This window comes from Parvibaculum sp. (genome assembly GCF_019635935.1).
In the GTDB taxonomy this organism is placed as follows: Bacteria; Pseudomonadota; Alphaproteobacteria; order Parvibaculales; family Parvibaculaceae; genus Parvibaculum.
Genome location: NZ_JAHBYN010000001.1, coordinates 2,639,289 through 2,662,910, shown reverse-complemented (window position 1 = coordinate 2,662,910; position 23,622 = coordinate 2,639,289). Strand labels below are relative to the sequence as shown.

Below are 23,622 nucleotides of genomic sequence, written 5' to 3'. Positions count from 1 at the left end.
GCCGCCTCAGTTCGCGGCTGGATTGCGAATTTCGTCGGTTGCAAAACGTAAATGAGCGCCGAGGCCAGTCAATCTGACCCAACTGCATAACAGCTAGAACAAACGGGGACGGCGGGAGCCTGATGTTTCGACGTCTGCCGGGCGGTCCAGCCTGAAGATATCGCGGATGACGGCATATTCATCGTAGCCGAGACGGGCTATGGGCTCGACAAGCCCGATATCGACGCGGCCGTCGCGAATGACCTCATCGGCAATATGGACGCCGATGACGCGGCCGATCACCATGATGTTCGGCTCGCGCTCGGACCGGGGCGGCAGTTCCAGCAGCCGATCCAGCACGCATTCGAAGTGTATAGGTGATTCCTTGACGCGCGGCGGCCGCACCAGGTTTGAAGGCGCCGGCGTCAATCCCGCGAGCTTCATTTCGTCGATGTCACGCGCGACGGCCGCGGAGGTTATATTGACTTTCTCACGCAAGTCCCACGTCGCGATATTCGCGACGAATTCGCCCGTTTCCTCAACGTTCTTTATCGAGTCTTTTCGGCCGCCTTCGATATGCGAACCCGTCTGGCAATACATGACCATCGGCGGAAGGTCGGTGAGCATGTTGAAGAAGCTGAAGGGCGCAAGATTGACGGCACCTCGCCGGTCGACGCTGGTGATCCAGCCGATCGGCCTCGGCACGACACAGCCCTTGAGTGGATCATGCGGAAGTCCGTGATCTCTCTTCGCGGTTTCGTAAAACATCGACCCGTGGGTTCCCCAAAAGCTGGCAACGCGGCGGAGAGTATGACAATTCAGATGGCGCCCGAGCCTACGAAACCGTGATAACAGCTAGAGCGAATATCCAGATGGAAAAGTCAGTATGGGGTGTCTTCCACTGGCTCTCTCAGAGCGGGCTGAGCCACTTTCCTTGCGTGACCAGGTCACCCACTTCTTCATGGATGCAGCGGATCACTTCGCGCATGGCAGCGTTCGGCACGCGATGGGGCGATTCCGCCAATATCAATTCGCGGATCACGGCGGGATCGACGATGCGCGCCGCCGACAGAACCTTGTCCTCAACCTGACGATAGACGCCGCCGAAGGGCAATATCGTATAGGCGTCGCCATCGGCCACGAGATCCTTGATCAGCGCCAGAGCGTCGAGTTCCAGATGAAGGTTCAGTTCGAGCCCGTGGTGAGCCGCTACCGACTCGATCAGCAACCGAAGACCGTGCGGCCTTCCCGGCAGGATCAGCGGCAGCTTTACGGCATCCGCCATACGTATAGAGGGGTTATCGAGAATTCGCGTGCCCGCGCGCCCCACTAGGCACATGTCTTCGTTCAAAAGATGATGTCCAATCGCCCGCGCACTTCGGCCGGATTTGTACAGCACCGCCATATCGAGCCGGCCTTCGGTCAGCCAGTCATTCACGTCGCCGCTGAAGCCTTCGCTGATGCGAAGGTGGATTCCCGGAAACTCCCGGCTTACGCGGCGTACAAGCGATGGAACAAGCGCCAGGCTGACGGATGGCGGCATGCCGAGCGTGACAGAACCGACCGGCGCGCCCTTCGTCGCTTGCAGTTCCGATAAAAACTTGTCGGCTTCGTGCAGCAAAGCCTTGGCGCGGGGTAGAAAAAGCGCTCCCATTTCGGTCAGTTCCACGCCGCGTCCATTTCGCCGGAATAGCGCGCCGAGTTCGTCTTCAAGCTCGCGCACATGCCTGCTGAGCGCCGGCTGCGCGACGGCAAGCCTGCGTGCAGCCTGACTGAAACTGCCCGTCTCAGCGATCTGCACGAAATACTTCATCTTCTTCAAGTCCAGCATCACGCCACCGTCGCTATATCAAAACGCGATAGAAGATAGCCCAGTTATGGAGGTTGCGCGGCCGCTTGTCACCAACGACAAATTACGGGCAGAGCATGTGGGGCCAAAGTGATAACCGAAAAAATCGACGTGCGCGACGCCGATGATGTGCTGGAGAGCATTGGACAATCAGTTCAAGCGTTGTGTCTGAACTTTCCGGGAAGCTATTGGCGCGAGAAGGATCGTGAACGAAGCTATCCCACCGAATTCGTGGAGGCGCTTACGCAGGGTGGCTTTCTCGGCTGTCTTATTCCCACTCAGTATGGCGGGAGTGGGCTCGGGTTGAGAGCCGCCGCCCGCATCCTTCGGGAGATTCACCAAAGCGGCTGTAATGGCGCCGCCTGCCATGCGCAGATGTACGTCATGGGCACGCTGCTCCGGCACGGAAGCGATTCGCAGAAATCCACCTTCCTGCCGCAGATCGCCAAGGGCAAATTACGGCTGCAAGCCTTCGGCGTCACCGAACCGGACGCGGGAACAGATACGACCGCCATTCGCACGTCGGCAGTCCGGCAAGGCGACCGATACATTGTCAACGGACAAAAAATCTGGACCTCGCGTGCGGAGCATTCGGACCTGATGATCCTGCTCGTGCGAACCACGCCGCGCACGGACGCTTCAAAGAGAGCGGACGGAATTTCTGTCCTTCTCGTCGATCTGCGCGAGGCACGCGGACGTGGCCTTACCATTCGTCCGATCCGCACGATGCTCAATCATGCGACAACGGAGCTTTATTTCGACAATGTCGAAGTCCCCGCCGAGAATCTTATCGGACGCGAGGGAGATGGCTTCCGCTACATTCTCGACGGAATGAATGCGGAGCGCATTCTCATTGCTGCGGAATGTATCGGCGATGCGCACTGGTTTATATCCAGAGCGAGCGGCTATGCCCGGGAGCGTATTGTGTTCGGCCGGCCCATCGGAATGAATCAAGGCATCCAGTTTCCGATCGCGCGTGCATATGCCGCCACCGAAGCTGCCGCATTGATGGTCGAGAAAGCAATCTCTCTTTACGAATCCGGCGCTCCCTGCGGCGCCGAAGCCAATATGGCAAAACTTCTTGCCTCTGAAGCTTCGTGGGCGGCGGCCGAAGCCTGCTTGCAAACGCATGGCGGGTTTGGTTTTGCCGAAGAATTCGACGTCGAGCGCAAATTTCGCGAAGCGCGCCTTTATCAGGTCGCTCCCATCTCGACGAACCTGATCCTTGCCTATCTCGCCCAGCATGTCCTCGGGCTTCCAAGGTCTTACTGAGCATGAAAGCCCTTGATGGACTAGTCGTGGTGGCGCTGGAACAGGCCGTGGCCGCGCCTCTTTGTTCCTGCCGTCTGGCGGATGCTGGCGCGAGGGTCATTAAGATTGAACGTGCGGAGGGAGATTTCGCACGCGGGTATGACACGGCAGCGCAAGGGCAGAGCTCCTATTTTGTCTGGCTTAATCACGGCAAGGAGTCGATCGTTCTCGACTTCAAGCAACCGGACGACGCCCTCTTTCTTCACAGGCTCATCGACCGCGCCGACATCTTCATCGAGAATCTCGCACCCGGCGCAGCGGCGCGCGCTGGTTTCGGCGCCGCCGACCTTCGCCTGCGGAACCCGTCACTCATTACCTGTTCGATCAGCGGATTTGGCCAAAACGGACCAAGCCGTATGCGCAAGGCTTATGATCTCCTCATTCAGGCCGAGGCAGGGCTTGCCTCCGTCACCGGTCCTGCAGAAGCTGCCAGTCGCGTCGGCGTTTCCATCTCGGACATCACAGCGGGGTTGAACGCCTACTCCGCCATCCTTCTCGCCTTGCTGAAGAAAGACCGGACGGGCGAAGGATCGGAGATCGCCATTTCCCTTTTTGACTCTACCGCCGAGTTGATGACTGTTCCGCTCATTCACTTTGACTATGGTCCTGGCGCGCCCACCCGCGAGGGCATGCGTCATCCGTCCATCGCGCCTTATGGATTGTTCAAGGCGGCGGATGGAGGCGAAGTGCTGATCGCCATTCAGAACGAACGGGAATGGCAACGATTTTGTGTCGCCGTTCTTGAGGATGCTGGGCTCGCTACGGATGAACGATTTTCCCGAAACGACGACCGCGTCAGAAATCGTGAAATTCTGGAGCGCATAATCAGCGATGTGTTCGCTCGTCTCGACAAAGCGCATCTGGTCGAGACGTTGATGTCGGAGCAAATTGCCTTCGGCCTGCTCAATTCGCTGTCCGATCTCAGCGCGCATCCGCATCTGCGCCGCATATCCATATCGACGGAAACCGGTCAATTGGAAATTCCGGCGCCTCCGGCGATTTTTGCGGAGGAGTATTTTTCTCTCCGGCGCGTACCCGATATCGGCGAGCATACCGAGGCCATAAGGCGGGAATTCACTGATGACTGGCACAACGCCCAATCTTCAAGCCTGGATCGGCCGGTGCCGTGATGAGGTCGCGACGGCGGCTGTAGAGCCGTTGCGCGCGCTGAATGCGCTGCTCGATACCAATCGCGATCTCTCTCCGGGTGCGCCCCTGCCGCCCGCATGGCATTGGATGTATTTCGTGCCGTCGGTGCGGCAGAGTCGCCTCAACACAGACGGTCATCCGCTGGACGAAGAGTTCATGCCGCGGCTTGCGGGCACTCGCCGCATGTGGGCCGGAAGCCGCCTGCATTTTCGCGGGCATATCTCTATCGGCGAAAAGCTCAAGCGCCATTCCGAGATTGTTTCCATCGCGTCCAAGACGGGCCGGAGCGGCGCGTTCACGCTTGTTGCGCTCCGGCACCTGGTGACCGGCGACACAGGTGAAATCGATGAAAGACAGGACCTCGTCTTCAGATCACCGACGCATTCCGTCGCCAGCGAACCCGACGCCGCCGGTCTCACGGACGAAGAGAGAATTTGGGACGAGCGCCGCCTTCAGCCGGATCCGGCACTGCTGTTTCGCTTTTCGGCCGTGACCTTCAATGCTCACCGCATTCATTACGATTTGCCTTACGCGCGAAGCGAAGGATACCCTTCCCTTGTCGTTCAAGGCCCACTGATGGCGCTTCTCATGCTGGACCAGTTGTATCGTACAGATGCAGCTGCACCCATTGGCGGCTTCAACTTTCGTGCCAGGCAGCCGGCCTTCGTATCCGATGAGCTTCTCATTCAGAAATCACCTGCCGGAAGCGGCTTTCTCCTGCGCGTAACGACACCGCGGGGGGTGGCGAGCGAGATGGAGGTGGTCGTCTAGACAATTTTCGCAGCGAGACGAGATGCACGAAGGACATATCAAGGCTAGTATCCATCACGTTCCGATAGAACTGGTGGTGCGTAGTGCTTGAGTTGAAGAAGTTGAGATACTTCGTGGAGATAGCGGAAACGGGCAGTTTCAGTCAGGCAGCCCGGCGGCTGTCCATTGCGCAGCCCGCGCTCAGCCGGCATGTCCGCGAATTGGAGGAACAGCTGGGCGCGCTATTCCGGCGGAACGGGCGTGGCGTGGAGCTGACAGAAATCGGCGCTCTCGCCCTTCCGAGAGCCCAGGCCCTGCTTCGGGAGGCCGACAAGATTCTTGTCGATCTGCATTCGGTTAAAGGCAAGCCCGTCGGCGCTGTCATGATCGGCATGCCGCCCTCCGTCACCATGACGCTGGTGCCGCCGCTCGTACGCCGCATCAGGCGGGATTTTCCTGGCATTCATTTACGCATTAGCGAAGGATTCAGCGGCGACGTCACCGAATGGTTGACGGAGGGTCGGCTCGACATCGCCGTGCTCTACAAGGCCGGCCGTAGCGCTCATGCGATCGGCCAGCATCTGATGAACGAAGATCTGTTTCTCGTCGGTCGCGCCGACGCACCCATTCTCGCAAACCAGTCCGTGAGACTTGCCGACGTTCTCAAGCTTCCTCTGGTTCTGCCCGGGAAACCTCATGGCATCCGTCTGTTGGTCGAATCGGTTGCTGTCCATTATGGGCTCGACGTCAATGTTCATCTCGAACTCGACGCCATGGCGCTCATCAAGGAGCTTGTGCTGGATGAGGACGTCTACACGATCTTGCCCTTCGGCGGCGTCTATCATCAGGTAGAAGCGAAAGTCCTTGCCGCCTCCAGAATTGTTGATCCGTCGGTCACGCGTGAATTGATCCTGGCGGAAACACCGCACCACGTTCCGACCACCGCAATGAAGGAAGTTCTGCGCTGCACTCATCTCGAAGTCGAGGAACTGGTCCGGCAAGGTAAGTGGCTCCGGTCCAGATAGAGGCTTCGACGACGGGAAAGAAACCGGCCGGCCTCGTGAAAGGCCGGCCATCGAGTTTCGCAATGCCCTTCGACGTTCAGCGTCCCTCCTGCAGCGTTACCTTAATCGGCTTGCCGTCGGCACCGGGCGCTTCCCACGTATCGCCTACCTGGCGCTCTTCATTCTTCACGCAGATCGGCATGTCGGTCTCCGCGGGCGCGGGATCGGTCTGCGTGTAGCAAACCTCATCGCCCTGAACGGCCCAGCTGCCCTTCACGACCTTGCCATCCGGAAACGTGGTCGTATAGGAGTGGTCCTCGTTGACAAACGCCTTGCTTACGCCGGCCGCCGATGTGATGACGACCGTGTTGCTGTAAAGATTTGCCTGCGGATCGGCGAGTGCGACGCCCGCGAACGAAACTGACGCAATGAGTACACCAAAAATGAAACGCATGCTGTTTCTCCTTTTTACCGGCGCATTTGAAAGTCCGGCGCCGCTCGGTGTTTCGATATTCGCACGGCGTCGAGGCATCGAGAAGACGCGCTCTCGACCGGATCGATCCGTGTACGGGGACGTAACGTCATTTGGCGAGCAGTACCGAATTGTCGACGGCAATCCGGCGCCGGGACGCTAGAATCACCGTATCCAACAACGTGCCGCGATTGTTGTCGGCGAATTCATTCCCGTTCTCGACAATTCACGGAACAGGCACGATCAACGCATTCCCATTCACCCGAGCGTCCGAATTGGACCGAGTCATGACCTCCGGGAATGACCCGATCACGAATGGAGGCTTTCGAGCCGCGAACGACCTTGCCGACCACCTCGTGGCGGTGAAGCCTTTGGAGGTCTGGGTGATGATGGAGGCTGAGGGATCGTCCACGCCGTTCAATGCCGGGATATCCTTCTGGCCGAGTCGGAATTTTTCACAAGGGGCGAAAGCGAAATCCCCGCCGGGAAAACGGGCCGGGATTTCCGGAACAGGCACGCGGGGGAACTTGCCCCGCCCGGAAATCCCGTGCGCAGGGTCCAATCCGGCATCCTCCGCATGGGCCGCCGTCAGGCCGGTTGGCATAACAGATCTCAGCCGTGTTGCCGATCACGTCGTCGCCGCAACCCGTCATCTTCTTTTGCAAAGCGAAGGCATGAGGAATGCTCACTGAAGGTTCATCGCGCGAGCATTTTCGATTTTCGGATATTCTGCACCACGACAATGAAACCGAGAAAACCGAAGATCATAAAGACGAAGCCAAGGCCAACGCCGCGCATCAGATAAGACAGATAGATCAGCATGACCGCGATCACCAGGCCGAAAGCGCTGTGCGGCGAGAGACCATAGCCTTTGAGAGAGACGAGAACCGGGACGGTGACGTTCCGTGCACGCGTCTTGTCCTCAAACCAAATGAGCAGAATCGGGCCGCAGGCAAGAGCCATCCCCATGAGGAGGATCATCCAATGGTCGCTTGTCATGAGGCCGCTCTCCTGAACGCTTTGGTGAACTCACCTCACCATATATCAATGACCCACCCCGCCGCGTCTAGATTCTGCCTATCCGCTTCCAGCGAGGTGGCGGGTTTTCTTTCAATCCCTTGTGCCATCGGGCGGTCTTGGCCACTTCGGCAGCGGTCGCCTCGATACGGGGAAAGAGTGTCCGCACCTGGTCCACGGCGAATTCCGCCGACACATGGCCATAGGTCTTGATGATCTGCGTGCAGTCCGCGTGTCCCAGCTGATCCGCCACGACAAAGGGCGAAACCCCCGACATGATCAGCCGGCTTGCATAGGTATGGCGCAGCTCATGGAAAATGACAGGCGGTTCGATGTTCGCTTCAATGGAGATTTTTCGCATCAAATGACAGTATCCACGGTGTCCCCAGGGCTCACCATTGCTCCTGTGGAAAATGGGATGCTTCTCTCCGAGCGTATGCGTCAACCGCTCGAAATAGGAGATCGCTTCGTAGGGGAGAACAATGTTGCGGCTGCGGCAGGTCTTTGTCGCATGGACAAAAAGTGTCCCGGTCTCGTAGTTGAAGTTAGATGGCCGAAGCGCCATCAACTCACCGGACCGGCATCCCGTGAAGAGACCGCCGAGGATCAGTTTGCGAAGATCCGGTGGGGCCGCCTTCAGCAAGGCCTCAATCTCGTTGCTACTCAGAATGCGCCTTCTCGCCTTCCGCACGCTTCGATAAGGCAGCAGCCTGCGCCATTGGGTGTCCGTTTCGATCCGACCATCGCGCCATGCAAGGTTGAGAGCCGCCTTCAATGTAATAAGCACGCAGTTCGCTCTCACCTTCGCCTTCCGGTCCGCCTCACCATCGTTATAGACAATGGGTTGATTGTTCGAACGGCGAACGAAGTTCGACGCCTCCAACGGTCTTGTCCCGAGCGACCGGAACCACTCCTTGAGAAACTTGATGTCGAGGTCTGCACAGGGGATGGAGGAGAGATCCCCGACGATATAGGCGTTCGCGTCGGCGACGGCGGTCCTGTATCCTTGCGGACTGCCGTTGTTTCGCTTTTCTTCTAGGTAATCGCGCAATGCATGACCAACGGTGTAGACTTCTCCGATGGGACAGACACGAAGCGTGTGAGGAAGAAACTCCATCCGGCGCGGTGCGAAGAAACTCCTTTTGTCTCCCGACAGAATGCTTCGGCCCTTTTCCAGGGCCTGTGCATAGGAAAGCACGCTCTCACCATCTGCAGGTTCGAGATCGTCGGCTCTTGCAATGAGGCGCGCCAGATAGCGCCCGTCGACGCGCGCCTTGATGAACCAGACACCGCCTCTGAGGCGAGGCCGGTAAGCCAGAGCGTCACCTTCAATGAACTTGACCAGATGGAAATAAGTCGTGGGTCGCAGCTTGGCTCTCTCGGCACGCTGTGAGAGCAAGTCGGAAATTGCGACAGATTCGGCGGCGATCTGAAGCGCCTTATCAATCTTCTTTGTACGGGGCACAGTATCCTCCTCCACATCCGATGTTGGCTATGCTGCATCTCGACGCATCGGCACTCGACGGAGGCGTTCCGGTCTGGAAACTTATCCGTCCCTTTCGACTTGGCATTCCGTATCACTGAAAATATCCAGCGCCGGGTGGCCGCTGCGTTCCCACAATTCCCCGCGGACCCGTCTTGCCCTGTCTTGCCTGCCTGCCGGCAGACTCAAATCTGCGACTGCCTTGAACAGGAACATCGCGCCACGGCCGGCTTCGTTCGAGAGAGTGGACATCATATTGTCTTTCCGGGTCTCCGACGACGTGACCGTCAAGATGAGAAGGTTCGGAATCCCCAGCCTGGATTTGTGTACATCCCTCTCCGCTATATCGCGGTAGGCGCGGAGTTTCGCGCTGAAGGAAGACTGAAGGGCGTTCGAACGATGAATGGGCATGGTGCCGCGGTCAATTTCGAGCGCGAAGAATCGGTAGCTCCTCTCGCCCGTCATACGATATTCGAGTCCGAAAAGACCGTCCGGAACGACATACTCTCTGCTTAGGACAATGGTCTTGTCCAGGCGGGCGGACACGGGCAGCCGCATCGGATGGGCGTCGTTGCGCGTCGCCTTGGGCGCCTTGGCCAGGATTTCGGGCCAGGCAATAAAGCGCAAATTGGGATCGGACACTGTTGCAAGTTCGATCGCGGCGAGCACCTCGCATATCATCAGCGAATGCACGAATTGCCGTCCCGCGCCCGCCCCGTATGGCATATGCGGACAGGGTTCGGCGAGTTTCCCATGCGCGGCCAGCACTTCCCGGGCTCGATTGCTGTTCTCATAGATGGCCGGCAGGTAGCGGGAATGCGCCGTCTCCCACTGCTGCTCGGGCCGGTTCAGATATCCTCCCTCGTGATAGAGATCGCCGAGGCGCTCCTTGAAGCGCGTTTCCGACGCGCCGCCGACAAAGGCATGGATGAAAGTCGAACGCAGATAGCGATACCGCTCCAGCAGCTCGAAGATCGCGAGGTCGCGCGCTGTCAGCGCGAGGCGCTTATCCGTCTTCTGACGCTTCATGCGGGATCGACGCTTCCGGTGTTCCATGCCTGAAGCGATAGCATCGTGCCGGAGCGCAGAAAACGTGCGCCACATTCCGCGATATGCCGCAATGCTCGCCGCCGGAAGGCGCCGTTCAGCCCGCAAATTTTCAGGTGCCTTACCCTTTTTTGGCGACCTGGGGTCTCTTCGGCTGTCAGGGTCCAATTGATCGGGCGCCTTGAAATTCGTCATGACAATGTCCGACAGAAATGCTATATGAAGGACCTCTCTGTCAGGAGACCCCGTCATGGCCGCGACAACAGCTACCCGCTCCGAAAAGCTCGATCTCAGGCTCAGCCGCGAGGCGAAACGGACCCTCCATGCGGCCGCCGCCGCCCAGAACCGTTCGGTGAGCGAGTTCGTCCTTGAAAGCGCACTCGCCAAGGCAGCCGAGACGCTGCCCGATCGTCAGCGCTTCGTGCTCGATGCTGAGGACTGGAAGGCCTTTCAGGCGGCGCTTGATGCCCCGCCCCGTCCCCTGCCCCGATTGAAGCGCCTGCTCGCCACACCGGGAGCGGCGCCCTCCCGCCGCAAATGACCGACGCCTTCAACGTCGAAAAACTCCGCCGCGACCATGCGGTGGACGGCTTCGACTGCGGCAAGGAACCGCTCAACCGCTTCCTCATCCGCAACGCACTGCAGAACCAGCAGGCCAATGCGTCGCAGACCTATGTTCTTGTCATGCAAGACCGTGTCGCCGGCTACCACACGCTGGTCGTCGGCGAGGTCGCCTATGAGGATGCGCCGGAGCGCCTGAAGAAAGGCCTTGCCCGCCATCCTGTGCCGGTGATGCTGCTCGCGCGTCTCGCGGTCGCAAGCGATTGCCAGGGCCGGGGCATTGGCCCTGCGCTGCTCAGGGACGCTCTCCTTCGAACGCTACAGGCCGCCGACATTGCCGGCATCCGCGCCTTCATGGTGCATGCGAAGGATGACGAAGCACGCTCTTTCTATGAGCATTTCGATTTTGTCGCCTCGCCCTCCGACCCCATGCATCTCTACGTCCTCCTGAAAGACGTCAAGGCGCTTCTCGGCTAACGCCGGGATAGATGGCGCGTCACCAGTCGTCCGACGGCGCGGTGTCGATCGGAGCGGGTCGGATTGCGGGCATCACCGGTTCAGCACTCGTCTTAGAGGTTTCCTTCTCTTCCCTCTCCCGCTCGACCTCCTGCCAATGAACGGCATAGCGCGCCCGCATCTCGCCGCGGACGGCATCCGCCTCTTCCGCAGTCATGCGGGGCAGGGTTTCAAGATGGCCGAAGGGAAAGCCGAGCGAGATCGCGCCCTGGGTCATGTTGCGGATCGAGACCGCGAACTGCCCCTTGCCCTGCGCGCCGATGAACTCCGGTGTTGTCCGGAGCATGTGAGCGAGCGCACGGGCGTCCTTCTCCGAGACGCCGCCCGCGAATTTGATGCTGGTATTCGCGGCAAAGCTCTCCTGCAGTTTCGGCGACAACTGCCCGATATACTGGTGCGCCAAAACCATCCCGACATTGAACTTCCGTGCCTGTTCGAGGATCACCGAGACATTCTGGTCGAGATAGTCAGCGCATTCGTCGACATAGACGAAGGTGGGCAGCCGGCCGCCCCGGGCGAGCGTCGCGCGCTCCTGCGCGGCTTGCGCAATGAGCGCGATGAAGAAGCGGCCGAAGATTTCGGTGCCGTTCTGTTTCAGGAGATCCTTCGCCGTGTTGATCAGGATCACCTTGCCTTCATTCATCTCGCTGAAGAGATCGAGCTTGTTCCTTGGATGCGAGAACATGCGCTCGAAGGTGCGGTTCTCGAGAATGCCCCAGAGCCGGCGGACCACCTGCCGTTTCGTCTCCTCGAACTGCTTGCTGTTGAATTCCGTCTCGAAAAAGGCACGCGCCGTGCCGTCGAGCTTTTCGATATGGCCCTGATACTTTTCGTAGCCGTTGGGTTCCATGAGTTCCCGGAAGGTGTGGATGGTCGCGTCCGGGATATGGAGCATCAGCCGCGTGATGTAGCGGAAGATGACGCTCTGCTTCTGGGTGAGTTCCGCCGAGAGTAGCGACCCCAGCACGAAATCATAGAGCTCCAGGATGCCGTTGATGAGGCGCTCCCGCTCAAGGGGCGGATAGGACCCGATCCGCTCCATGCCGGAATCGAAGAGGTTCAAGGCAAGCGGATATTCGATATCGGTCGGATCGATCAGGCAGAGCTTGCCGGCAAGCGGCCCGCCCGGTGCGAATATCTTCAAACCCGCAATGTTGCGGATGAGATCGCCTTGGGAATCGATCACGACGACACTCCCCTCCCCTCGCGCGACGCGGTCGAGATCGTGCGCGATCAGGTACTGGAGCGTCTGGCTCTTGCCGTGGCCCGACCCCGCCACGATCCAGTGATGCTCGAAACGGGCGCTGTCCGGAATCTCCAAGGGGATGCCGGCCGAGAAGAGCCCCTCGAAAGGTGTCTCCTTCAGATAGGCATGGACGATCTCGTGAGGGCTGCCCTCATGGTCCGAGGGGTTCACGAGCTTCGGGGAATCGTAGAACCGGGGCTCATAGGGAAGGCCGGAGGCGCCATGCTGGTTGCGCGACAGCCGCTCCCGGAGCCCGGCAAAGAGCCCGGCGTCGATTGCATCCCGCCGATAGAACGGAAACGCCAGCGCCTCGACCGCCTCGCCCGTTTTCGGCAGAGCCTCCATCAGCCGGATCGCGAAGGGACCGGTCATGCGGCCATCTTCGGCCGCTTCCAGAAGCTCGTCATGGCTCTGGAGCGCGTTCGGCGGCAACTGCCGGCAAAAATCCCAGAGCGCAAGCAGCAACGTCTCATAGGCCCGCTCGATCACCTCCGGCCGCCCGAACTTCGCGGTCAGCGCCCCGATCCGGTCGCGGTAGCGCGCAAGTTCGATCTCCCCCACCTCTTGGGGTGGCTTCGGAATCTCGCCGGTGAAGCCCTCCGCCCGATAGAGCGCCTCGATGAGCGTCACCATTTCCGCCGCGATACCAAGCGAGGGATAGCGCTCGTCGAGAAGCGCGTAGAGCTGGCCCCAGACGCGGGAGCGAAACGCCTCCGCCTCCGGGAAACCCTTCGCCTTCTGGAGCGCGAGCGCGGCCTCGTAAAGCCGCTCGGCGTCCGCGCGGCCCCGCGCCATGCGGGCTGCCGGCCGGTTATAGATCGCGGTTACGAGCCAGTAGCCAAGGCCTGCCACCGCAATCAGGATCGCGAAAGGCGCCAGAAAGATCAGCGCGAAAAGCCAGAATGCCGCGACGACGGCGCCGAGAACGACATTCTCCGGCTTCGTGAAATCGAGGCCGCTCACCCCTCAGATCTCGAAGACTTGCGGCTCGGCAAGGCTCGCGCAATTCGCGAGATAGGATTTGAGGGTCTTGAGACCCTCCACCAGCTGTTCCTGGTAGACCTTGGCGTCATGCGGGGTGTCGAAGAGGTAGCGGTCAGGCCCTTGGGTCAGTTGCCCGATCCGCAGATGCTCGTAAGGCGCCTGGGCGCTGTACTGATCGCCCTTGTACTTGGCGGCCCGCTGGCCATCCATCTGCCGCTCGACGACGGTCACGTCGCCGAGATTCCAGCTGTCGATGATCGCCCGCTCCTCTTCCGAGAACTGGACCACCGTCGTCACCTCGACCTGAAGCACTTTCTTGATGAGACCCGATACCGCTTCCTTATGCTCGATCGCCACGCGCATGGGCGCTCCCCACTGTTTGTCTGAAGAGATCACTCGACGTCGCACTGTCACGGATACGGAAGAGATCGAAGCGGAAGGAGCGGTGGGGAGTCAAGGAGATTGGGTGGCAGGGGTGGGTTATTAGGCTGGATACGGAGTAATAAGTCGGACTGCGGATAAAGGGCAGCAGCAGGCACAACGGATTGATTCTGTTTGGATATTTGGAAGAATTCCGTGGGCGGAAGGGCGATACGGTATCGCCCTCTGTATCCCCCAGCCTATCGCCCAGGGTGGCGGGGCTTCGGGCGCCCTAAAAAGATGGGGACCGGGAGCGACCCGGTCCCCAAGGACCCTTCAGAAGGAAGTGTCAGCGGTAGGTTCACGCGTCTCGCAAGGCGATCCGCGCGTCCAGCCATGCCTCGACTTCCGACAGCAACCACACAACACGATTCTGGCCGAGTCTGATCCGTTTGGGGAACGCCCCGGCCGCTTCGAGCCGCGCAATATGCTGGCCGGAATACGGGATGCCACAGACAGTCTTCAGCTCCTTTTTGGATACGACCTGCTTTTGGTACTGAGCCATCGAACAACTCCCTTTGGAAAGGGAGCGTCGACGCCCCAGGTTGGCGAAGCCGCACCAGTGGGCAGGAGGAGATTAGGGAGGGAGGGGTTGGGAGTCGAGGTAGTGAATGAGGTTCGACATCGGGCGTTCGTTCCGAAGTCGGAACAAATGTCCTCAATTCGGGAGAAGTGCTGGATTACTTGACGGCTTAACGATACACTTGAACAAATCATGAACGTCTCTCAACGTCCAATGGAGCGCAAAGTGGAATTCAATCCGGGTGATGTCGTCCGACTGAAGTCTGGCGGCCCAAATATGACGGTCGAAAGTGTGGGAGAACGCGCCATGATGGGCGGTGAGGCTGTTTTCTGCATTTGGTTTGAGAAGGTAGGCAACAAGCAGGTCGTGAAGCGTGACGCATTTCCGCCAGTGACGCTTCAGGTCGCGCCGAAGCCTGGCACCAGCACAGCGTACCTGTCGCGAGCCTAAACCATGATCCGAGCCGCATTCATTGGCATCGACCGCTATGCCGATCCCGCTGTAGGCGATCTCAATGGAGCGGTCCGTGACGCGAAGTCTCTCTGGGCCGTAATGTCGGACTCGATTGAGGGTCTGACCGCATCACTACTCGTTGATGCTGACGCCAACCTTGATGCAGTGACACGGGTTCTCGACGAGACACTCGGTGCCGCGGAAGCGGATGACGTCGTTGTATTGAGCTTTGCGGGCCACGGGACGCCTGACCATCATCTTGTTGTGGCCGATACGCGCGCGGAAGATATTCCCGCAACGACCATCAGCATGGCCGATCTTGCTGAGCGTTTTCGGCAAAGTCGGGCACGGGCAATTCTGCTGCTCCTCGATTGCTGTTTCAGCGGTGGAGCTCCAGCGCGTGTTTTGAATCTTGGAGTCGCGCCACGCGCAGTCGGCATGCCTCTTGCTGACGTTGTCGCCGGCCAAGGTCGCATTCTCTTTGCTGCATCAGCACCCGACGAGCCAGCTCTTGAAGACCCACAAACGCGGCATGGCCTCTTTACCAAGGCCGTTCTGGATTGCTTGCTGAATAGCGATGGGCCGGTAAGTGTTGTCGGGATGGTCGATGAAGTGGTGCGGATCGTCCGTGCAAATGCCGGGCGCTTTGGCTACGTGCAAACCCCGGTGATGTTTGGACATGTCGAAGGCGAGCTGTCTTTGCCGGCCGGTCAGCGTGGCGCGAATTATTTTGCGGCCTTCCCGGAACTTGTACCGATCCGAACCACGGGAGATTTCACAGAGCTGGAGGGCTATGGAATTCCGACCTCAGTTCTTCAAGCATGGCGTGAACGTTATCCCGACGGGCTCAACGCACTCCAGATCGCAGCGATAAACGATCACAACGTACTTGGCGGCAATTCGCTTTTGACCGTTGCGCCAACAAGCGCCGGCAAAACCTTCATCGGAGAAATGGCCGCCATCAAGGCAATCGTCGAAGGGCGAAAGGCGGTCTTTCTGTTGCCGTACAAGGCCCTGGTAAACGAGAAGTTTGAAGACTTCTCAGCAATCTATGGCAGGCAACTGAGTCTACGTGTCGCTCGGTGCAGTGGCGACTACCAGGATCAAGTCAGCGAGGTCTTGCGCGGCAAATATGACATTGCTTTCTTCACCTACGAGAAATTTCTCGGCATGGCGCTCGCTGCGCCTCACATTCTGAATCAAATTGGGCTTGTTGTTCTCGATGAAGCGCAGTTCATCACCGAGCCTGGGCGAGGAATGACGGTCGAGTTGTTGCTTACCAATCTTATCGCCGCACGTGGACGAGGAATTGCACCGCAATTGATTGCCCTGAGCGCCGTGATTGGTAACGTGAACGGCTTCGAGCGCTGGCTAGGCTGTCGACTCCTTCTCACGACAGAACGACCCGTCCCGCTCGTTGAGGGTGTGCTTGATCGCACCGGGGGCTGGCAATTCAAAAACCCTGATGCCACGATCCAAGAAGCGCAACTAATTGATCGCCGCACCGTTCAACAAAGAGGCGCGAAGCCCTCATCGCAAGATATGATCGTTCCGCTCGTTCGCCACCTTGTTGACCAAGGCGACAAGGTGATCATCTTTCGTAATATGCGAGGCTCAACGGCTGGGTGTGCAAACTACTTGGCCAACGAACTCGGCTTACCGGCTGCTGACCGCATCATCGCAGCGCTACCTGATGGCGACCAGTCCGTCATGTCGGAACGTTTGCGCGGGGCGCTCGCCGGCGGCGTTGCCTTTCATCATGGAGATTTGAACCGGGACGAACGTGTTGCGATTGAACAAGGTTTCCGCGATGCAGACGGCGGGATTCATGTCTTGGTCGCAACAAGTACGGTCGCCGCTGGCGTAAATACGCCAGCGTCGACAGTTATTATCGTAGAAACAGAATTCTTCGGACGCGACGGAGCGACGCCCTACACGGTTGCTCAGTTTAAGAATATGGCAGGTCGTGCCGGACGGCTTGGGTTCGAGAATGAGGGTAAAGCAATTTTGCTGGCGGACACGCCTATGGAACGCGCCCGCTTGTTTCGCGCTTATGTCGAAGGCTTCCCCGAAGCCATTACCTCTTCCTTCGATGCAAGAAATCCCGGAACATGGGTCATCCGGCTGCTCGCCCAAGCGAAGGAGATCGAGCGAGTGGCTGTGGTAGATCTCGTAGCTAACACCTATGGCGGCTATCTCGCCATGTTGCGTGACCCGCGTTGGCGTGAACGTATGAGCGCAGATCTTGAGCTGCTGCTTGATCGGATGGTAGGCGACGGACTAATAGAACAGGAAGGCGAACGGCTGCATCTGACAATGCTCGGCCAGGCGTGTGGGCAATCACCGCTTAGTTTGGAATCCGCTCTCCGTCTTGTCGAAATGGTTCGGCAGCTTACACCTGCGGACGCTACACCCGAGACACTTTTGGTTCTGTTGGAAGCCCTGCCCGAGCGCGACGACGATTTTACTCCTCAGAACCGAAGCGGTGAATCTCGTTGGCAGCAGAATGCCGGACACCGTTTCGGTTCAGATCTGATACGCCTCTTGAGGCGCGCCGCGACCAGCGATCGCGCCTATTACGCGCGGTGCAAGCGGGCGCTCATCGTTGCCGACTGGATCGATGGCATACCGGTGCGAGACATCGAAGACGAATACTCACTCAATCCCTTTAACCGCGTCGGTTTTGGCGACATTCGTGGTTTTGCCGACGGCAGCAGGTTCCTCTTAGAGTCCGCGATCCGTATCGCAAGCATCATCTTCGAGCAACCGATGGATGAGGAGCGTACGGAGGCCCTATTCCGGCGCCTTGATCTAGGCGTACCCGCTGAAATGCTTTCGATCGTTGATTTGAAGGCTGGCCTCGAACGCGGCGAACTATTGACCCTGTGGCGAGCGGGGGTTGATACACCGACGAAGATTGCGGCGATGTCGATTGAAGCCTTGGAACATCTTATTGGGCGTCGGGCGGCCCAGCTTCGTACCCTGGCAGTGAAATCCACTGAGATCATGGCAGCAAGTTAGGGGCAATTCCGTCTATCGAGAGCCACATCCACCTGATCCCCAGTGTCGATTCAAATCCGAACGCCTAATGACTTACCAAGCTAACGAGCAATCGTCGGAGTACCCCTATTGGATTCGATGCTCATTTTTTCTCTGCCCTAAGTATATGGGCGACCGTCGTCAAATACTGAAGTATCTCTCCCTTTGTATTATTGAGCAGATATCGTAGCGTGACGAAAGGGTGAGATTTCGCGGGGAGGGCCTGGGCAACTTAGATCGCCCTTAATATGAGTGATATGCTTACGTCGGCCGAAGGCGCACAAGGGGGTGCAATTTTTGCATCACAAATTGGGATATCGACAAGCCGTCGTCATCGAATCCGCGTTGTTGACATAAGCGAATATCCGCTAGTTGGACCGCCATTCTCCGAACCTCGTCAATGAAGAAGCGAATCTCCCACACCGAAATTCACTCTGACTAGGAGCATGCCTTGGCATTCAAACGTATAGCAAAGAATGACGCTCGAGGCACAACCCTCGCATGACCAAAACTTCAACTTCCAAGCGTCAAAACTTGACCGCCGCTGAAACTATCCGCGATGCCAAGGCGTTTCGAAGAGCTCTACACTCCAAAGGCAACTTGCTGAAGGGTCTCGGAGACGCAAGATTGCTGCTATCTCCTGCCGCTGTCCCCGAAATAGTAAACGTGATTGCACAAACCAGCCTGTATAGAAAAGTTATTGCCCGAGAACCTTTCCCTGCAGCATTCGAAAATTTGAAGCTGAAGCGACCTTTACCACCAGCGTCTGACAAGGTCGAGGCATTGTGGAACGCTGCAATACTTAATCTGTATACTGACCAACTTGCACAATACGTATCTGAGAGAAACGATTTTTTCCGAGCAATATGCGCGGGAGATTACGATTTAGCTACCCACAAACTCGACTCTATCGAGAATGCTTTCGGCATGTCACTTTGGCTCTTGTCCAACCGAATCACACTGTTACAGATCGCTCAAGGGACTTCCGCGCAAAAAGCATTCCTCCAATCAATCATTAATCGCAAGGGCATACATCCTCTCATCGCGTACCTCGCGTACCTTTTTAGCTACACAGCGGAGGAGAATGTCTCGCTTGCAGAGTTGTCGCGAGAGTGGAATAGACAGGAAACTGCGAAGCTGTCGGATGGATCCATTCAATTCATCCGGTACCACATAAATCCTTTTGATCTGTCCGGCATAACGGAACCCTGGCGATGCGTAGCACATGAAGAGAATTCTTCCGCCATAGATCGGTTTGAAACTTTTGTGGAGATGGCTCAACTTGCGCTGATTAGAGCGGATGATCTATCTGATCTAGGTTATCTGGGTACGGCCATTGAGGGACTGAGCGGTATCGGCGACATCAGAATAAGCAATTTGCTAACGCTGCTCCGCAGATCTGACAGCGCCTTTCAGGCGCCGGCGGCCTACCTCTCGTGCAGCGACATCCTTGTTACCCCAAATGACGCAGCTCTTGCGGCAGATCTTCAATCTAATTTGGATATGCACCCCGAAAAGGCGCCGCTGTATGAAATTGCAGCGCGAGCAAGCCTAAAGGCCGGTCACATATTTCGAATTTCAGGAGACGGCGCAGCGGCAAACGGAATTATTGAGAACTTGCAGGAAGTCTTCGGGCTAACTGAGAAGTATCATCAGAGTCGGTTCTCTTTGCAGAAGTCTGCCCTACTTCTGAGAAAGCAGCCAATCTCTAGGTTTATCCTGTCTTTCCTCGAAAAGTCCGATGACCGAGACATTTCCGAGAGAGCGCACGAAAGCGAAGCGGTTTGGGCCCTGTCTCACGAAATTCGGGATCCCGCTGAATTCCCAATTCTAAAGAGAATAGCCGGTGATGCAATTCTTCCGGCTGCTGACAGCATGGCCACTTGCTCCGCCTACGCTACTTTGACAAAAGCCGTCGCGTTTCCCAGCAACAATTCTGCACACGCCATTGAAACCTCAGCAGCTAGCGTTGAGTACAAGGAGCTCTATCTCGGCCATCTAGCTTACAACAATGAGAACTATCACGTCGCGTTAGCACACTACAAAGCTTTCCAGAGTCGATCTGGTGGCGCAGAAGCCGCCAGGACTGCGAGGGCTATTTATAAGGCCGCTCGTGCACTTGAGGAATTAGACCAGTTCTTGAACATATTTACAGAAGCCTATTTGCAGAACGAAGCCGTGCATCTCGCATTCCCTCTAGATGACATTGTGAGTTGGGCAACCGAGAATGCGGCAGCCGATTGTACGGCGTTGAATCGTTCTATTTTGCTGACTGCTTATTCTCTGCACATATCGACAAAATTTGATGGAGAACTCTCGGACGCGTTTGAGGACGTTCTAGATTTCTTTGGGGTGTTGCGGCCGGCGGAATTGCTCGAGTTACTTGGCAATGGTGGTGCTTTAGAGAGTCGAATCATCTTTTTTCTCCAGCATGTTTGCACGATCCGACGAATGGAGGATTGTACCCGATTTAATGCTTACGAGGAGATCGAGGCCGAACGGCTTAGCATTCTTACAAACCTCTGCGAGAAGTTTCCTGAACTCTCGTCGGCGTTGTCAGCGGAGATTGTCGAGGTTACCAAAGAGCGGGAAGTTGCTCAGCTAACGGAGCAATTTGACCGAAGCCGAATATACGTGAATGAAACCGGTGTGAAGCGATTCATTGACGTGGAACTTGCAGACGCGGTTGCGCGGTATCGGAGATTGCTAGATCTGCCTGATCTTGAATTTCAGGTCATAGGTTTGGAGGAATTGATCAGAAAGATTCTGAAGGCGGCGGGTGGAGACTATGGCGATATTTCTCCCCCGGCGACCGAAAGAAATGGACTACTTCTGGGCATCCACGATCTGGTCATGGACGCGTTTGTCTTGAATCCCGACCACGGGCTAGAGACGTATTTGCGTACCCGCATTCTTCACGGATCAATTGAAGGCGAACTGAGATCCAGCTTCACCAAACATCGAATATTATTTTCAACTGATGGGGACGACTTTGACGGAGCATGGCGTCAGAAACTAGCAATAAACGCGCACGATCTTGCTACCATCAAGGCCTTGCTCGCAAGGTTTTCGAAGAGAGTAAGCGACTCTATAACTGAGTTGAAAGACCAGAGGGTTCGAGTGAAGAGTTCACGAACACCCAAGGGCCTTCTCGATTTCGAGCCAACGCCGGAGGAATTGTGGAATCTCCAAGCGGAGGTTAACCAGCTCACGACATCAGACGAAGTGGCTGACGCCGTCATCAGACATCTCTGGCGCAAGGTAGAGCAATCTCTTGGAGCTATCCGTAAAGAAGTCGACCTGACCTTTCGCAAAAGAGTCACCAGCGCGATGGAATCCCTGAAGACTGGGTTAGTCCCGCTTAGCGCTAGAGGTGATTTGAATCTGTTGGGAGATGCCATAACACAGGCGTCAACCGAGTTTCAGCAGTCGCTGGAGAAGGTGGCATCCTGGTTTCAAAGAACCGGCTCAGCAGCAATTAAACCATTCTCGGTGGCAACGGCTGTTCAGGTTGCCGTCAAAATTACAAATAGCAGGTTTCCAACCAAACCGATTGCTCCTGAAGTGATGTCCGAACATTCAGGCAGTATCCGGGGTTCGGCATTTATGCCCTTGGTTGATATCCTAACAAACTGCTTTCAGAACGCGATCGAGCACGCAAGGTTCGATGGACGGGCACCAGCAACTAAGGTGACCTGTGGCAGCACGGACGGGTTCATAACCATCACGGTCGAGAACGAGTTGCGGGATGACTGCGACATTGCCAGCTTGAGAACGGCAGTGGAGAGGCATCTTGATCGCGGACATGCCGCCGCCAGTAAAATTACGGAGGGGCGCGGGACGGGACTCAAGGAAATCATTCGAATCTTATCTCGGGAAGCCAAAGGCGCGGGCATGTCGGCGGCTGTTTTAGAAGAAAGAAAATTTGTGGTGAAATTTTCTCTTCCCGAGGAGCAGCGGTAATGAAAATTCTGGTGATAGAGGATGATCGGGTCAAGAGCGGACGGTTGCGGTCGTTTTTGAAACAAATCTATCCAGAAATAATCCCGACGATCGAACGTTCCTATCAGACCGGTTTGGCTAGGGTGGAAACGGAGCCTTTCGACCTCGTTTTACTCGACATGACCTTGCCAACGTTCAATGCAACGCCGGCGCGAAGGATCGGTCGTCCGCGACCGTTGGGCGGTTACGAAATCCTCCGGAAAATGCGGAGAAAAAATATCGTCTCCAAAGTTATTGTCGTGAGCGCTTTGGGAGGATTCGGCACAGGTGACTCGAGCTTCACCTTTGAAGAATTGGCACAGAAATGCGAAGCGGAGTTTCCGGAAATCTTCGTTGGTGCAGTTTTCTTCAGCCAAACGAATTCCAAATGGGAGCGTCAATTGCACAGCCTTGTTCGGTCAGTTCTGGAGCCCAAGAATGATTAGCATTCTCCTTGTTGAAGATGACGCTCACAAGCGGACGGTATTGGCGGATGCAATTTATGGCGCAGGTGAAATCTCGGAGGAGTGCGTTGATATCGCGGTCGATGTAGCAGACGCAAAGCGAAAGCTGGAGTGCAAAGGCTATGATCTTCTGTTGTTGGATATTCACTTACCCAGGCGGGCCGACAAGGAACCTGATCCAGGCGGCGGACTTGAGGTTTTACGATGGCTGAAGACACGTGGGAAAATGCATAGACCCCCATACATCATTGGCACGACCGTCCATGGAGCGTCATTTGAACTCGCTCAGTCCGAGTTCGATAATCTGATTTGGACGGTAATAGCGTTTAGTTTTTCCGACAACGCGTGGAAGGTAAAGCTCCGCTCAACGCTAATGACGATCTGTGACCAGATAACTCCCCCGTATTCGAGCGATGGAGTCACACACAAGACCGACCTTGTGATAGTCACGGCGTTGGAGAGTCCTGAGTTGAGAGCCGTGCTCGCATTCCCGCTAGACTGGAAACCGGTCAAGGTAAGATTCGATGACGCCCGCTACTTTGGAGCTACGTTTTCCTCGGAACAGAAGAAGTATAGTATCGTGGCCGTTGCGGCCTCTGACAAAGGTCTCTCAGGCGCTGCCATCATAACGACCAAAGCTGTGCAGGCATTCAGACCAAAGTACGTTGCAATGGTTGGCATATGCGCGGGCGTTAAGGAACGCATCGAGATGGGAGACGTGATAGTCGCTGACCCTTCCTGGGATTGGGGGAGCGGTAAGACTAAGCTAGGAACAGACGGATCGGAGTTCTTCCACCCGGCTCAGTATCAGATGCGTTTGGATGAGACACTGCGCTCGAAGGCATCAGCGCTACGTGCAGATCCGTCGTCGCTCCATGCGGCCGTTAAAGATTTTGAAGGCGCAATGCCGCCCAACTTACCCCAGGTCCACATAGGTGCTGTGGCATCAGGCGCCGCGGTGCTTCAGAGCACGGAAGCGGTGAGGCGAATACTTGAACATCATAAAGACTTGGCCGCCGTGGATATGGAGATTTACTCCGTAATGTACGCTTGCCATGTTGCTGGCCTTCCAAGGCCGGACTGCATTGCCATCAAGGCGGTTAGTGATTTTGGTGACAGTGAAAAGGGGGATAGTTATCAATCTTATGCATCGTTTGTTGCTGTAGAAGCGCTGTTCGCACTGCTACCGTCAATGCTCGATTGAGCAACCCATCCGCGTTTGCGGATGCCTGCAGTCTGTCAGCCCGCGCCTATGTCTGAGCCGCTGTATTTAGCCAATGCCAGATCACGCATTGATAACACCTATTAAGAGACGCTCCTTTGTGAGGTCCGAACTTTATAGTGTTATTGTAATATAGATTGAACAGAATGAGC

Annotated in this window: 21 protein-coding genes; 11 read left to right on the top strand and 10 right to left on the bottom strand. The window is 56.9% G+C overall.

Annotation, left to right across the window (positions count from 1 at the left end; genetic code table 11):
- Positions 1-93: 93 nt before the first annotated feature.
- Positions 94-747, bottom strand: coding sequence for a flavin reductase family protein (locus KF719_RS13155; protein ID WP_293509158.1), 654 nt, complete (start codon positions 745-747; stop codon positions 94-96).
- Between the two features lie 142 nt (positions 748-889).
- Positions 890-1,810, bottom strand: a complete 921-nt coding sequence (locus KF719_RS13150) for a LysR substrate-binding domain-containing protein (RefSeq protein ID WP_293509157.1) — start codon at positions 1,808-1,810, stop codon at positions 890-892.
- A gap of 150 nt (positions 1,811-1,960) precedes the next feature.
- On the opposite strand from KF719_RS13150, the gene KF719_RS13145 reads away from it, so the two are divergent.
- From KF719_RS13145 to KF719_RS13130, 4 genes are all read left to right on the top strand, one after another.
- Positions 1,961-3,100 carry an acyl-CoA dehydrogenase family protein gene (locus KF719_RS13145; protein ID WP_293510661.1) on the top strand — a complete coding sequence of 380 codons (1,140 nt, stop codon included), beginning with the start codon at positions 1,961-1,963 and terminating at the stop codon, positions 3,098-3,100.
- A 2-nt stretch (positions 3,101-3,102) separates the two neighbouring features.
- On the top strand, positions 3,103-4,269 hold the full coding sequence (locus tag KF719_RS13140; protein ID WP_293509156.1) for a CaiB/BaiF CoA-transferase family protein: 1,167 nt from the start codon (positions 3,103-3,105) through the stop codon (positions 4,267-4,269).
- Positions 4,220-5,059, top strand: coding sequence for a MaoC family dehydratase N-terminal domain-containing protein (locus KF719_RS13135; protein WP_293509155.1), 840 nt, complete (start codon positions 4,220-4,222; stop codon positions 5,057-5,059). The genes KF719_RS13140 and KF719_RS13135 overlap by 50 nt, the downstream gene beginning before the upstream one ends.
- A gap of 83 nt (positions 5,060-5,142) precedes the next feature.
- A complete protein-coding gene (locus KF719_RS13130; RefSeq protein ID WP_293509154.1) occupies positions 5,143-6,063 on the top strand; it encodes a LysR family transcriptional regulator in 921 nt (306 codons plus the stop codon).
- A 76-nt stretch (positions 6,064-6,139) separates the two neighbouring features.
- Here the strand turns inward: KF719_RS13130 and KF719_RS13125 are convergent, their stop codons facing one another.
- The 5 genes from KF719_RS13125 to KF719_RS13105 form a co-directional block, all read right to left on the bottom strand.
- Positions 6,140-6,496: a hypothetical protein gene (locus KF719_RS13125; RefSeq protein WP_293509153.1), complete on the bottom strand. Its 357-nt coding sequence runs from the start codon at positions 6,494-6,496 to the stop codon at positions 6,140-6,142.
- Between the two features lie 244 nt (positions 6,497-6,740).
- A complete protein-coding gene (locus KF719_RS13120) occupies positions 6,741-7,118 on the bottom strand; it encodes a hypothetical protein (protein WP_293509152.1) in 378 nt (125 codons plus the stop codon).
- Positions 7,119-7,210: 92 nt separating this feature from the next.
- Positions 7,211-7,513 carry a hypothetical protein gene (locus KF719_RS13115; RefSeq protein ID WP_293509151.1) on the bottom strand — a complete coding sequence of 101 codons (303 nt, stop codon included), beginning with the start codon at positions 7,511-7,513 and terminating at the stop codon, positions 7,211-7,213.
- Between the two features lie 67 nt (positions 7,514-7,580).
- Positions 7,581-8,996 (bottom strand): site-specific integrase, encoded by a 1,416-nt coding sequence (locus tag KF719_RS13110; protein ID WP_293509150.1) that lies wholly within the window; start codon positions 8,994-8,996, stop codon positions 7,581-7,583.
- A gap of 81 nt (positions 8,997-9,077) precedes the next feature.
- On the bottom strand, positions 9,078-10,256 hold the full coding sequence (locus KF719_RS13105; RefSeq protein WP_293509149.1) for a replication-relaxation family protein: 1,179 nt from the start codon (positions 10,254-10,256) through the stop codon (positions 9,078-9,080).
- 55 nt (positions 10,257-10,311) lie between these two features.
- Between KF719_RS13105 and KF719_RS13100 the strand changes: the two genes are divergently transcribed.
- Positions 10,312-10,602, top strand: a complete 291-nt coding sequence (locus KF719_RS13100; RefSeq protein ID WP_293509148.1) for a DUF1778 domain-containing protein — start codon at positions 10,312-10,314, stop codon at positions 10,600-10,602.
- Entirely contained in the window at positions 10,599-11,099 is a 501-nt protein-coding gene (locus KF719_RS13095) for a GNAT family N-acetyltransferase (protein WP_293509147.1), read from the top strand. The genes KF719_RS13100 and KF719_RS13095 overlap by 4 nt, the downstream gene beginning before the upstream one ends.
- A 19-nt stretch (positions 11,100-11,118) precedes the next feature.
- On the opposite strand, the gene KF719_RS13090 is transcribed toward KF719_RS13095, so the two are convergent.
- From KF719_RS13090 to KF719_RS13080, 3 genes are all read right to left on the bottom strand, one after another.
- Positions 11,119-13,347 carry an ATP-binding protein gene (locus KF719_RS13090; RefSeq protein ID WP_293509146.1) on the bottom strand — a complete coding sequence of 743 codons (2,229 nt, stop codon included), beginning with the start codon at positions 13,345-13,347 and terminating at the stop codon, positions 11,119-11,121.
- Positions 13,348-13,350: 3 nt separating this feature from the next.
- Positions 13,351-13,725 (bottom strand): hypothetical protein, encoded by a 375-nt coding sequence (locus KF719_RS13085; RefSeq protein ID WP_293509145.1) that lies wholly within the window; start codon positions 13,723-13,725, stop codon positions 13,351-13,353.
- A 364-nt stretch (positions 13,726-14,089) separates the two neighbouring features.
- On the bottom strand, positions 14,090-14,293 hold the full coding sequence (locus KF719_RS13080; protein ID WP_293509144.1) for an AlpA family phage regulatory protein: 204 nt from the start codon (positions 14,291-14,293) through the stop codon (positions 14,090-14,092).
- A gap of 210 nt (positions 14,294-14,503) precedes the next feature.
- Here KF719_RS13080 and KF719_RS13075 point away from each other — a divergent pair, with 210 nt between their 5' ends.
- From KF719_RS13075 to KF719_RS13055, 5 genes are all read left to right on the top strand, one after another.
- Positions 14,504-14,761, top strand: coding sequence for a DUF2158 domain-containing protein (locus tag KF719_RS13075; RefSeq protein WP_293509143.1), 258 nt, complete (start codon positions 14,504-14,506; stop codon positions 14,759-14,761).
- A 3-nt stretch (positions 14,762-14,764) separates the two neighbouring features.
- Entirely contained in the window at positions 14,765-17,785 is a 3,021-nt protein-coding gene (locus KF719_RS13070; protein ID WP_293509142.1) for a DEAD/DEAH box helicase, read from the top strand.
- Between the two features lie 519 nt (positions 17,786-18,304).
- Positions 18,305-21,766: a hypothetical protein gene (locus KF719_RS13065; RefSeq protein ID WP_293509141.1), complete on the top strand. Its 3,462-nt coding sequence runs from the start codon at positions 18,305-18,307 to the stop codon at positions 21,764-21,766.
- Complete coding sequence (locus KF719_RS13060; RefSeq protein WP_293509140.1) at positions 21,766-22,230, top strand: hypothetical protein; 465 nt, start codon at positions 21,766-21,768, stop codon at positions 22,228-22,230. Before KF719_RS13065 ends, KF719_RS13060 begins: the two co-directional genes overlap by 1 nt.
- Positions 22,223-23,452 carry a hypothetical protein gene (locus tag KF719_RS13055; RefSeq protein ID WP_293509139.1) on the top strand — a complete coding sequence of 410 codons (1,230 nt, stop codon included), beginning with the start codon at positions 22,223-22,225 and terminating at the stop codon, positions 23,450-23,452. Before KF719_RS13060 ends, KF719_RS13055 begins: the two co-directional genes overlap by 8 nt.
- The last annotated feature ends 170 nt before the right edge of the window (positions 23,453-23,622 follow it).

What these genes read in the sequence shown, in the direction of transcription:
- KF719_RS13155 (WP_293509158.1), bottom strand. Translation starts at nt 747, where the DNA reads ATGTTTTACGAAACCGCGAAGAGAGATCACGGACTTCCGCATGATCCA.
- KF719_RS13150 (WP_293509157.1), bottom strand. Translation starts at nt 1,810, where the DNA reads ATGCTGGACTTGAAGAAGATGAAGTATTTCGTGCAGATCGCTGAGACG.
- KF719_RS13140 (WP_293509156.1), top strand. Translation starts at nt 3,103, where the DNA reads ATGAAAGCCCTTGATGGACTAGTCGTGGTGGCGCTGGAACAGGCCGTG.
- KF719_RS13135 (WP_293509155.1), top strand. Translation starts at nt 4,220, where the DNA reads ATGACTGGCACAACGCCCAATCTTCAAGCCTGGATCGGCCGGTGCCGT.
- KF719_RS13125 (WP_293509153.1), bottom strand. Translation starts at nt 6,496, where the DNA reads ATGCGTTTCATTTTTGGTGTACTCATTGCGTCAGTTTCGTTCGCGGGC.
- KF719_RS13120 (WP_293509152.1), bottom strand. Translation starts at nt 7,118, where the DNA reads ATGCCAACCGGCCTGACGGCGGCCCATGCGGAGGATGCCGGATTGGAC.
- KF719_RS13115 (WP_293509151.1), bottom strand. Translation starts at nt 7,513, where the DNA reads ATGACAAGCGACCATTGGATGATCCTCCTCATGGGGATGGCTCTTGCC.
- KF719_RS13105 (WP_293509149.1), bottom strand. Translation starts at nt 10,256, where the DNA reads ATGACGAATTTCAAGGCGCCCGATCAATTGGACCCTGACAGCCGAAGA.
- KF719_RS13100 (WP_293509148.1), top strand. Translation starts at nt 10,312, where the DNA reads ATGGCCGCGACAACAGCTACCCGCTCCGAAAAGCTCGATCTCAGGCTC.
- KF719_RS13095 (WP_293509147.1), top strand. Translation starts at nt 10,599, where the DNA reads ATGACCGACGCCTTCAACGTCGAAAAACTCCGCCGCGACCATGCGGTG.
- KF719_RS13080 (WP_293509144.1), bottom strand. Translation starts at nt 14,293, where the DNA reads ATGGCTCAGTACCAAAAGCAGGTCGTATCCAAAAAGGAGCTGAAGACT.
- KF719_RS13075 (WP_293509143.1), top strand. Translation starts at nt 14,504, where the DNA reads ATGAACGTCTCTCAACGTCCAATGGAGCGCAAAGTGGAATTCAATCCG.
- KF719_RS13070 (WP_293509142.1), top strand. Translation starts at nt 14,765, where the DNA reads ATGATCCGAGCCGCATTCATTGGCATCGACCGCTATGCCGATCCCGCT.
- KF719_RS13065 (WP_293509141.1), top strand. Translation starts at nt 18,305, where the DNA reads ATGACCAAAACTTCAACTTCCAAGCGTCAAAACTTGACCGCCGCTGAA.
- KF719_RS13060 (WP_293509140.1), top strand. Translation starts at nt 21,766, where the DNA reads ATGAAAATTCTGGTGATAGAGGATGATCGGGTCAAGAGCGGACGGTTG.
- KF719_RS13055 (WP_293509139.1), top strand. Translation starts at nt 22,223, where the DNA reads ATGATTAGCATTCTCCTTGTTGAAGATGACGCTCACAAGCGGACGGTA.